The organism is Corallococcus exercitus (assembly GCF_003611585.1).
In the GTDB taxonomy this organism is placed as follows: Bacteria; Myxococcota; Myxococcia; order Myxococcales; family Myxococcaceae; genus Corallococcus; species Corallococcus exercitus.
The window spans coordinates 1-1,691 of sequence record NZ_RAVW01000764.1; the positions used below are offsets into that span (position 1 = coordinate 1).

The 1,691-nt window shown below is 69.2% G+C and carries 2 protein-coding genes and 1 pseudogene; all 3 read left to right on the forward strand.

Annotation, left to right across the window (positions count from 1 at the left end):
* Positions 1 to 73: 73 nt before the first annotated feature.
* Positions 74 to 826, forward strand: a complete 753-nt coding sequence (aroF, locus tag D7W79_RS41800; protein ID WP_244222277.1) for a 3-deoxy-7-phosphoheptulonate synthase — start codon at positions 74 to 76, stop codon at positions 824 to 826.
* Positions 823 to 1,512 carry a bifunctional demethylmenaquinone methyltransferase/2-methoxy-6-polyprenyl-1,4-benzoquinol methylase UbiE gene (ubiE, locus tag D7W79_RS41805; protein WP_120530729.1) on the forward strand — a complete coding sequence of 230 codons (690 nt, stop codon included), beginning with the start codon at positions 823 to 825 and terminating at the stop codon, positions 1,510 to 1,512. Before aroF ends, ubiE begins: the two co-directional genes overlap by 4 nt.
* Positions 1,493 to 1,691: pseudogene (locus tag D7W79_RS44670) on the forward strand (shikimate kinase); the annotation flags it as partial. The gene ubiE and the pseudogene D7W79_RS44670, both read left to right, overlap by 20 nt.

The following is a 1,691-nucleotide window of genomic DNA, read 5'->3' on the forward strand; positions in this document are numbered from 1 at the left end:
GAGCTCAGTCAAGATTCATCTTTGTGTACATGTTTTTTTTTTTCAAGCAGAAGACGGCATACGGGTTCTGCGCATGTCTCGTGGGCTCGGAGATGGGTATAAGAGACAGCGCCCCCGCGCGGTGTCGCAGGCGGGAGCGCACCTCCTGCGCGGGGGCGTGTTCAAGCCGCGCACCAGTCCGTACGCGTTCCAGGGCATGGGGGAGCCGGGGCTGAAGCTGTTGGTGGACGCGGGCCGGCGTCACGGCCTGCCCATCATCAGCGAGGTGATGGAGACGGAGCAGCTGCCCCTCATGGCGCAGCACTCGGACATCCTCCAGGTGGGCGCGCGGAACATGCAGAACTTCGGGCTCCTGCGCGCGCTGGGCCGGCTGCGCAAGCCGGTGCTGCTCAAGCGCGGGCTTTCCGCCACGGTGCAGGAGTGGCTCAACGCCGCCGAGTACATCCTGGCGGGCGGCAACGAGCAGGTGCTGCTGTGCGAGCGCGGCATCCGGACCTTTGAAACATCGATGCGAAACACGCTGGACCTGGCCGCGGTGGCGTGGGCGAAGGAGCGCACGCACCTGCCAGTCATCGTGGATCCGTCGCACGCCACGGGCATCCCGTCGCTGATTACCCCCATGTCGCTGGCGGCGGCGGCCTGCGGGGCGGATGGTCTGTTGATTGAAGTCCACCCCCGGCCGGAGCAGGCGCTTTGTGATGGGCAGCAGGCCATGTCGCCCGGGGATTTCGCTACGTTGATGCAACGGCTGCCCGGCGTGCTCGCCGCGGTGGACCGTCACCTCTACACGCCGGCGGGGCCGGCACAGATCGCGGGGGCGCGATGAGCACCGAAGTCCGTCAGATGTTCTCCTCCATCGCCACGCGCTACGACGTGACGAACGAAGTCCTCTCGCTCGGCATCCACCGGCTGTGGCGGCGCTCGGCGGTGAAGCTCAGCGGCGCGAAGGAAGGCAGCCACGTGCTGGACTGCGCGACCGGCACGGGCGACCTGGCGCTGGCGTTCAAGCGCAAGGTGGGGTCCACGGGCCGCGTGGTGGGCACGGACTTCTGCCCGGAGATGCTGGAGAGCGCGCCGGCCAAGGCGGCCAAGGCAGGCCTGGAGGTCGAGTTCCAGGTGCAGGACGCCATGGCGCTCACCCTGCCGGACAACAGCTTCGACGTGGCGTCCATCTCCTTCGGCATCCGCAACGTGGATGATCCGGTGAAGTGCCTGCAGGAGATGGCGCGCGTGGTGCGCCCGGGTGGCCGCGTGGTGGTGCTGGAGTTCGGCCAGCCCACGGGCCCGTACGGCGCGCTGTTCCGCTTCTACAGCAAGACGGTGATGCCGGCGATTGGCGGCCTGCTGACGGGCAACCGCGCGGCGTACCAGTACCTGCCCCGCACCGCCGCGGCCTTCCCCGCTGGCGACCGCTTCCTCTCCCTGATGGACCAGGCCGGCGCCTACTCCGAGCGCGCCGCCCACCCCCTGCTGTTTGGAACCGCCTACGTCTATGTCGGCACCGTCCGTTGAGGCCCGGCGCCTCCTCGTCTCGCAAGTCGTCGCGTCGGTAGACCCCAGACTCCAGCAGGCGCTCCAGGGGGCCCTCTCGTCCCCGGGGCCCTGCCCCCGCCCGGCCGGAGCGCAGACCGTCGTCATCGCCGGGCACCGCGCCGCAGGGAAGACCCGCCTGCTGCCGCTCGTCTCGGGCC

What these genes read in the sequence shown, in the direction of transcription:
- aroF (WP_244222277.1), top strand. Translation starts at nt 74, where the DNA reads ATGTCTCGTGGGCTCGGAGATGGGTATAAGAGACAGCGCCCCCGCGCG.
- ubiE (WP_120530729.1), top strand. Translation starts at nt 823, where the DNA reads ATGAGCACCGAAGTCCGTCAGATGTTCTCCTCCATCGCCACGCGCTAC.